Origin of the sequence: Burkholderia sp. Ac-20392 (assembly GCF_017104585.1) — a bacterium.
GTDB classification, from domain to species: domain Bacteria; phylum Pseudomonadota; class Gammaproteobacteria; order Burkholderiales; family Burkholderiaceae; genus Burkholderia; species Burkholderia lata.
Genome location: NZ_JAAGPB010000440.1, coordinates 1 through 7,020, shown reverse-complemented (window position 1 = coordinate 7,020; position 7,020 = coordinate 1). Strand labels below are relative to the sequence as shown.

Below are 7,020 nucleotides of genomic sequence, written 5' to 3'. Positions count from 1 at the left end.
CATGAGCGCTGCGTCGCCCGCATCGTCGCCGTCGTCCCGCTCGTCCGCTTCGCTGAAGCTGCGTTACCGCGCAGTCGCCGCGCGGCGGGTCGGCGCGCTGATGCTCCTCGCCTGCGTGCTCGGCACCCTGCTCGTCGTCGACATCGGCACCGGCCCGTCGCCGTTCCCGATCGCGGACCTGGTCGCCGGACTGTTCCGGCCGGACGCGCTGCCGCTCGAGCAGCGCGTGATCCTCTGGGACGTGCGCCTGCCGTATGCGCTGATGGCCGTGCTCGTCGGCGCGTCGCTCGGCCTCGCCGGCGCGGAAATGCAGACCGTGCTGAACAACCCGCTCGCGAGCCCGTTCACGCTCGGCATGTCGGCCGCCGCGAGCGTCGGCGCGTCGCTCGTCGTGATCTCGGGCTGGCATGTCGTGCTCTGGAACGAGAACATCGCGCTGTCGCTCGGCGCGTTCGGCTGCGCGAGCCTCGCGACGCTGCTGATCGTCTGGCTCGCGTGGCGCCATGGCGCGACGACCGAAACCGTGGTGCTGTTCGGCATCGGCCTGATGTTCAGTTTCGAAGCGCTGCTGTGGCTGCTGCAGTTTCTCGCCGACGCGAATGCGCTTCAGCAGATCGTCTTCTGGAGCATGGGCAGCCTCGCGCGCGCGACGTGGGGCAAGATCGCACTGCTGTCGTGCATGCTCGCCGCGTGCGCGTTGTGGGCGAGCTTCGACGTCGCGTCGCTGACGGCGCTGCGCGCCGGCGACGAACAGGCGCGCAGCATGGGCATCGCCGTCGAGCGGCTGCGACTCGTCGCGCTGGTGCGCATCAGCCTGCTGTCGGCCACCGCGCTGTCGTTCGTCGGCACGATCGGTTTCGTCGGTCTCGTCGGGCCGCACGTCGCGCGACTGCTCGTCGGCGACGAGCATCGCTACTACCTGCCCGGCGCCGCCTTCGCCGGCGCGATCATGCTGGCCGGCGCCTCCGTGCTCAGCAAGGCGCTGATCCCGGGGGTGACGCTGCCGATCGGAATCATCACCGCGCTGGTCGGCGTGCCGCTGTTCATGATCCTCGTCAGCCGGCGCAGGAGGCTCGATGGATAAGCGCACGCTGTGCATCGACGACCTGGTCGTGCGTTATGGCGCGAAGGTCGTGCTCGACCGGTTGTCGCTCGCGCCCGTGGCACCGGGCACGATGGTCGGATTGCTCGGACCGAACGGCGTGGGCAAATCAACGCTGCTGCGCGCACTCGCCCGGCTCGCGGCCACGCGCGGCCATGCGGCGTTCGGGGGATTCGACCTGCTGCGCGGCGCGCGCCGGGAACACACGCGACAGGTCGGCTACCTGCCGCAGACGCTGCCGCAACCGTCATCGCTGCTCGTGTACGAGGCCGTACGCAGCGCGTTGCGCGCGACCTGTCCCGGTTTGTCCGACGCGACCCGCGACCTGCGCCTGCAGAACGTGTTCGAACGCCTGCGGCTGCAGTCGCTTGCGATGTCGCCGCTCGAGCGGCTGTCCGGCGGACAGCGACAGATGGTCGGACTCGCGCAGGTACTCGTGCGCGACACGCCATTGCTGCTGCTTGACGAACCGACGAGCGCGCTCGACCTGCGCTGGCAGTTGCTCGCGCTGGAAGCGGTCGGGGACGCGGCACGCCGACATGGCGCGGTCGTACTGGTCGCGATGCACGACCTGAATCTCGCGTCGCGATTCTGCGACCGGCTCGTGCTGCTGGGCACCGACGGTCTCGTTGCCGACGGCGCGCCGGCCGAAGTCCTGACTCCGCCGCACCTGCGGCGCGCGTATCGCGTCGACGCCCGGGTCGAACGCACGGCGGCCGGCGACTACGTCGCACTCGCGGAGCGTGCCATGACGGATGACCCACAGGAAGCGTGCGACGCCTGAGCGCGAACCGGTCGTCGCGCCGACGACCGGTTCGGTTTGCCGGCATCAGGCCTGCTTTGCCGTGCGTGCGGTTGCATCGAACGTCGATAACAACGCGCACCGACGCATGCAAAGCGGCATAGAATCGCGCGGCGGGGCCGTCGGGTCCCGACCCGCCGCGACCTCGGCAAACGAACGCACGGCCGCCGTGTGCGCGGCGGCCCGCTCCTCGAACCTGCAAGGACGATCGCGTGATGCGCGTATACCGACTTCTGCTGACGGCCGCCACCACGGCCATGCTTGCCGGCCGGGCCGCTGCTGCCCAGCCGGTGCCCGTCACCGCGGCACCCGCCCAGGACTGCCCGTCGCCGTCGTTCGAACGCTACCCCGTGCGCGCCATGCCCGCGCCACACGCCACGGCCCACGCGCCACGACTGACCAGCAAGGAAGCCCGCCTCTACCGCACCGTCATTCGCGACGAATTCACGCAACCAGCCAATTTTGCCGGCCACTATCGCGTCGCGATCTGGGGCTGCGGAACCGATTGCCGGAATTTCGCGATCGTCGACAAGTACACGGGCGCGACCTACACGATGCCCGGCGTACAGGCCATCGCGGGCGTGATGGGCAACGACGAGGAGCGCGTCGATTTCCGACCCGGCAGCAGGCTGCTGATCATCGCCGGCTGCTTCAACGACGATTGCGACGACAACAGCGCGAAGGCCGCCCGGTTCTTCTACGAGTGGACCGGCACGCAGTTGCGTCGGATCGGGGCCTGTCCGCTGGCGATCGAGCCGCTGCAGTAGCCGGCCGATGGATGCGCAAGCCGCCGCTCGCCGCGACTTGCGCTATCGTTCCTCCGGTACACCTTGAACGGCGCACCCACCCGCGATGTCCATTCGCCTCAGTTTCGACGACGGCCCCGGCCCGTCGACGCCCCTCTTGCTCGATGTCCTGCACGCCGTGTCCTGCCAGGCGACCTTCTTCCTGCTCGGCCAGCATCTCGCCGGCGCGCTCGACGTCGCGGCAAGAATGGCAAGCGAAGGCCATCGACTCGGCAATCACACGCATTCGCACGCGAAGCCCGGCGCGCTCGCGGACGATGCGCTGATCGACGAGATCGAGACGACCGACGCGCTGATCCGCGAAGCCTATCGCCGCGCCGGTGTTCCGGCTCCGGACACGATTCCGTTGCGCCTGCCTTACGGACTGATGCCGCAGGACAACCGCGCTGGCGTGCTCGCGCGGCTGCAGCGCGAACACACGGGCTGGACCGCGATACTGGACGACTGGCAGCGGCCAGCGCCGTCGCCACAGGCGCTGTTCGACGCGATGCGCGCACATGTCGACGCCAGCTCGGCGCAGCAACATGACGTGCTGTTCTGCATGCACGACGGATCGCGGCACGGCGAGGCGCGGCCCAACACGGTCGAAGCGGTGCGCCTGTTCCTGCTGTTCCTGAATCGACAGCGCTGACGAAGCAGCCGGCTAGCGTTCCGGCGCCGCGCCATCCAGCAACTGCCGCCAACCACCGAGAAAGCCGATGCCCGGCCCCGGTGTCCACAGGCCGCGCTGTGCAGCTTCGAGATGGATCAGCGTCTGGTCCGCGCAGAACAGTCCCATCAGTGCCTCGCGGCGTCCGTGCATCCAGTCCGGCACGACGTCATCGGCTCGCGTCGCTGCATAGGCTCGCAGGCCGGCCTCCCAGCGCTGCGCATCGAATACGAAGCCATCGTCCCTGCCCGCATCGCGCGACAGCGCGAACAGCGCAAAGGCCGCTTCGAGCCACTGCGAACCCTGCCCGACATCGTCGAAATCGAGCACGCCGTTCACCGCATGCCCCACGTACAGCAGGTTGCCCGCGTGATAGTCACCGTGCAGCCAGTGCACCGCCCCCGTCAGCCAGCCCGCGGCAGCGTCCAGATGTGCGCCGATCCGACGAATCATCGTCTCGTAGTGACCGCTCAAGTGCCCCGGCAACGACGGCGCGGCACGCGCCGCCACGCGTGCGTGGCGCGCCGACAACCAGGCCAGCGGCGCCGATTCGGTCACGGGTACCGCCGCCATCGCCGCATGCAGATGCGCAAGCGCACGCATCGCATCGATCGCGCCCGCCTCCGCATCGTCCGGCAGGCCGGGGCTGCCGTCGATATGCTCGAACAGATGCAGCCAGCTGCCATCGGGCAACTGCACACCGGATTGTGCGTCCACGGTCGGCCGCAGTCGCGGCAGTGCAGGCAGCATCGGTGCCATACGCGAGGGGCCGAGATGGCCGAGTATCACCGCTTCGCGATGCACCTGCTCGACCGGCTTGCCGGACCATGACACGCGCAGCACCGCGCGCCCCGCATCGCACTCGACGAGGTACGTTTTGTTAGTATGGCCCGACGCCAGCGCCTGCATGTGCGTCGGCCCGATGTTCCAGTACCGGTGAAGCCACGGTTCCAGCGTTTTCACGTCACTCCTACTCGTTGCATTGACCATGTCAGAGCGTCCCTCGGCCCGCATGCGGGACATCAATATCGAATGGCTGACGCGCGCGGCCGAATTCGACCATCTGTTCCAGACGCGCTGGCTCGGCGAGCGCTTCTTCCATCTGCCCGGCGACATGCTCGCGCTCCAGGAACTGATCTGGCGCGAGCGTCCCGACTGCATCGTGCAGACCGGCATCGCAGCGGGCGGCGGCGTCGTATTCTCCGCGTCGATGCTGGAACTCGCCGGCGACAACGGCCATGTCATCGCGATCGAGCCGCGCCTGCGCGACGAGGTCCGGCAGCGCCTGCAATCGCACCGGCTCGCCCACCGCATGACGCTGATCGAAGGCGAATCGTGCGCGGCCGACACGGTCGCGTCGGTGCGCGCACGGATCGATGACGACGCACGCGTGATGGCGATCCTCGATCTCACGCACACCCACGCGCACGTGCTGCGCGAACTCGAATGCTATGCGCCGCTCGTGACGCCCGGCAGCTACGCGATCGTGATGGACACCATCATGGAGTACCTGCCCGCGTCGATGTTCGACGGCAAGCCGTACGGCAAAGGCAACAACCCGGCCACCGCCGCGCATGAATTCGTCGCCCGCGACGGCCGGTTCGAGGTCGACTACGACATCGAGGACCGCGTCCTCATGACGCTGTCGCCAGGCGGTTTCCTGAAGCGAGTGCGCTGATCAGGCGCGCTGCGTCGGCAGACCCGTCGCGCGACGCATAGCTCGCACGGATCCGCGCCGCCTGCTCGCGCAACGTCCCAGGCCGCAACAGGCGTTCGAGCGCGTCGGCAATCTCCGCCACGCCGGCCTGTTGCAGATCCAGCAGGTACCCCGCACCGGCCCGCTCGACGAAGTGCGCCGAATGGAACTGGTCGTTGCAGAACGGCGACAGCAGCATCGGCACGCCGCAGGCAAGCGACTCCATCACCGAATTCGCGCCGCCATGGCTGACGAACGCATGCGTGCGCCGCAGCAGCGCCAGTTGCGGCACGTAACGCACCGCGACCACACGCTCGTCGTCGGCCGGCAGCAGATCCGAGTCGACCAGTTCGCCCACCGACAACACCAGTTGCGCCGACGTCGCGCGCGTCGCATCGACGACCTTCGCAAACACGTCGGGATGGTAGTAAAGCTGGCTGCCGAGCGACATGTAGACGAGCGGACGAGCGGCATCGAGGCGTTCCCACGGGAACGGCGTCTCGTCGCCGCGCGGTCCGGACGGCATTGCCGGACCGACCAGCTCGACACCGGGCGGCGGCGCACCGACCAGCGCGTCGGTCGTGAACGCGAGCGTCAGGTGCGGTGAAAGGATGTCGCAACCGCGAAACCGCGCATCGAGCCCGTAGCGCGCGAACAGCCGCGTGCGTTCCGGCGCGAGCCATCGCACCGTGCGCAGCAGTTCCGAATCGAGATCGTCCGGCAGCACCGGATTCAGCGAATTCGACATCGAGACCCACGGCAGCCCTTCCAGCTCCGCCGCGATCGCCGCCGCATAGAGCAGCGGATCGATCACGACCACGTCGGGCCGCCAGTCACGCAGCACCGTGCGGATGCCGTCCACCTGCGCGGGTGCGAGATCGATCAGCAGCGTGCGGATCCAGTGCCGCAGCCAGTCCGCGTCGCGAATGTTCGCGGCGAAGCTCGCGCCGCGCGACAGGTCGTGGCGCTCGGGCGTCTCGCGCGGCCCGACGAATTCGAAGCCGCCGGCACCGTCGAGCTGTGCGCTGATGTCGGCCGGCGCATAGAACGCGACGTCGCAGCCGGCGGTGCGCAAATGCTGGGCCGGGCCGATGCACGGATTGACGTGCCCTTTCTCGGGCACCACGCAGAACAGGATGCGTTTCATGAACGGCTCAGGTTGGGCGATGCGCGGCATCGAGGTGGTCGAAATGATCGAGAATCAGCGACAGCGTCGTCCACAGCACGCGTTCGTGGTCCGTCTGCAGCGTCGGTGCGGCCAGGCCGAGCGTATCGGCCAGCGCGTGCGTGCGGTCGCGATCGAGCAGCGCCGCGAGGTCCATCGCCGGGGCGAGCCGCCCGCGCTTGGGGCCGTGCACGAGCCGGTCCGGCAGGTTCAGGCGCGCGCCGAGATCGCGCAGGCATTGCTTGTCCGGATCGGGCGCGATGCTCGTCAGATGCGCGACGACGGCATCGTCGACGAACGGCGGATGCAGGTCGACCGACGCCGCATCGAACAGCGCATGGCACAGCGGCAGATAGTTGGCCGACTGATCGCGGCGCAGCACCTGGTCCGCGCCGTCGCCGGTAATGGCCACCTCGACGCCGTCCGCGGCCATCGCCTCGGCGAGCAGCAGCTTCGCGACCGGATGCAGGTTGAACATCGGCTCCTCGACCGCATGCGTCGTTCTCGGCAGCGCCGCGACGAAATCGGCCTCGTTCGCGCGCACGATCTTCACGCTCGCCTGCATCTGCGCGGCCAGTTCGAGCGCGGCATCGCGTTCGCAATAGTCGGGCATGTCGGTCACGAGGACGTAGGACGTCACGTGCCGATGCGCGCCGAGTTCGCGCAGCAACGCGAGCAGCAGCGCCGAATCGAGCCCGCCGCTCAGCGCCAGCGCGACGCGCTTGCCGCTGTCGAGCGCACGTTGCAGCGATGCGCGCAGCACGGTTTCCAGATCAGCATGTTGCGGCCGCTCGAGTGCG

General features: G+C 68.8%; 8 protein-coding genes. 5 read left to right on the top strand and 3 right to left on the bottom strand.

Going from position 1 to position 7,020, the window contains the following annotated elements; genetic code table 11:
• Nucleotide 1: 1 nt before the first annotated feature.
• The 4 genes from G3N99_RS31430 (at nucleotide 2) to G3N99_RS31415 (ending at nucleotide 3,341) form a co-directional block, all read left to right on the top strand.
• Nucleotides 2–1,084: an iron ABC transporter permease gene (locus G3N99_RS31430; protein WP_206124330.1), complete on the top strand. Its 1,083-nt coding sequence runs from the start codon at nucleotides 2–4 to the stop codon at nucleotides 1,082–1,084.
• Nucleotides 1,077–1,886: an ABC transporter ATP-binding protein gene (locus G3N99_RS31425; protein WP_206124329.1), complete on the top strand. Its 810-nt coding sequence runs from the start codon at nucleotides 1,077–1,079 to the stop codon at nucleotides 1,884–1,886. Before G3N99_RS31430 ends, G3N99_RS31425 begins: the two co-directional genes overlap by 8 nt.
• A 230-nt stretch (nucleotides 1,887–2,116) precedes the next feature.
• On the top strand, nucleotides 2,117–2,671 hold the full coding sequence (locus G3N99_RS31420) for a hypothetical protein (protein ID WP_206124328.1): 555 nt from the start codon (nucleotides 2,117–2,119) through the stop codon (nucleotides 2,669–2,671).
• An 85-nt stretch (nucleotides 2,672–2,756) separates the two neighbouring features.
• Nucleotides 2,757–3,341 carry a polysaccharide deacetylase family protein gene (locus tag G3N99_RS31415; protein WP_206124327.1) on the top strand — a complete coding sequence of 195 codons (585 nt, stop codon included), beginning with the start codon at nucleotides 2,757–2,759 and terminating at the stop codon, nucleotides 3,339–3,341.
• Between the two features lie 12 nt (nucleotides 3,342–3,353).
• Here the strand turns inward: G3N99_RS31415 and G3N99_RS31410 are convergent, their stop codons facing one another.
• Nucleotides 3,354–4,322 (bottom strand): phosphotransferase, encoded by a 969-nt coding sequence (locus G3N99_RS31410; RefSeq protein WP_206124326.1) that lies wholly within the window; start codon nucleotides 4,320–4,322, stop codon nucleotides 3,354–3,356.
• 25 nt (nucleotides 4,323–4,347) lie between these two features.
• Here G3N99_RS31410 and G3N99_RS31405 point away from each other — a divergent pair, with 25 nt between their 5' ends.
• Nucleotides 4,348–5,037, top strand: coding sequence for a CmcI family methyltransferase (locus tag G3N99_RS31405; protein WP_206124325.1), 690 nt, complete (start codon nucleotides 4,348–4,350; stop codon nucleotides 5,035–5,037).
• Here the strand turns inward: G3N99_RS31405 and G3N99_RS31400 are convergent.
• Together G3N99_RS31400 and G3N99_RS31395 are read right to left on the bottom strand one after the other, a co-directional pair.
• Complete coding sequence (locus G3N99_RS31400; protein WP_206124324.1) at nucleotides 4,994–6,202, bottom strand: glycosyltransferase; 1,209 nt, start codon at nucleotides 6,200–6,202, stop codon at nucleotides 4,994–4,996. The genes G3N99_RS31405 and G3N99_RS31400 overlap by 44 nt on opposite strands.
• Before the next feature lie 7 nt (nucleotides 6,203–6,209).
• Nucleotides 6,210–7,020 (bottom strand): asparagine synthase-related protein (locus G3N99_RS31395; RefSeq protein WP_206124323.1); only part of this gene is annotated, 811 nt, incomplete at its 5' end.